Source organism: Neisseria sp. HMSC056A03 (assembly GCF_001815685.1).
Lineage (GTDB): Bacteria > Pseudomonadota > Gammaproteobacteria > Burkholderiales > Neisseriaceae > Neisseria > Neisseria subflava.
In genome coordinates, this window is the sequence record NZ_KV821596.1 from 1 (window position 1) to 537 (window position 537).

At 40.2% G+C, this 537-nt stretch carries 1 protein-coding gene; it reads left to right on the forward strand.

Annotation, left to right across the window (positions count from 1 at the left end; genetic code table 11):
- Window positions 1-537, forward strand: a 537-nt coding sequence (locus tag HMPREF3052_RS02470; RefSeq protein WP_283126939.1) for a zonular occludens toxin domain-containing protein, incomplete at both ends; no start/stop codon positions are given.

The following is a 537-nucleotide window of genomic DNA, read 5'->3' on the forward strand; positions in this document are numbered from 1 at the left end:
ACGATATGCACGTCTGGCTTAAATGGTCGGAAAACAATGGATCAATTATAGTAATTGACGAAGCTCAGAATATTTTTCCGCCGCGTTCCGCCGGCTCAAAAACTCCAGAAATTGTAGAATGGTTGCATGTTCATCGACATTCAGGGGTCGATATAATTTTAATTACGCAAATGCCAGGTCGAATTGATAAACAAGTCCGCGATTTAGTGGGGGCGCATTATCATATTCATAAAACACCGCTTGGGGTGCGAATGCGTTATTTTTGGGATTACTGTGAAAATAATCCTAGAACTGGTATGAAAAATGCTCGTCCTGAAGTCTATAAGTTCGATAAAAAGGCGTTCGGTCTTTATAAGTCTGCTGAGATACACACAAAAGTAAAAACGCCTAAAAGCCGTGTTCTATGGGTTATTCCGATTGCTTTGGTTGTGTTTTGTATGACCTCTTATATGGGGTATTCTCTTTTGTCGGGTTTGGGGTCGTCTGAAAAAGATGTTGCTGAAAATTCATCTATATTGTCCGTTGTCGAAGTCAAGT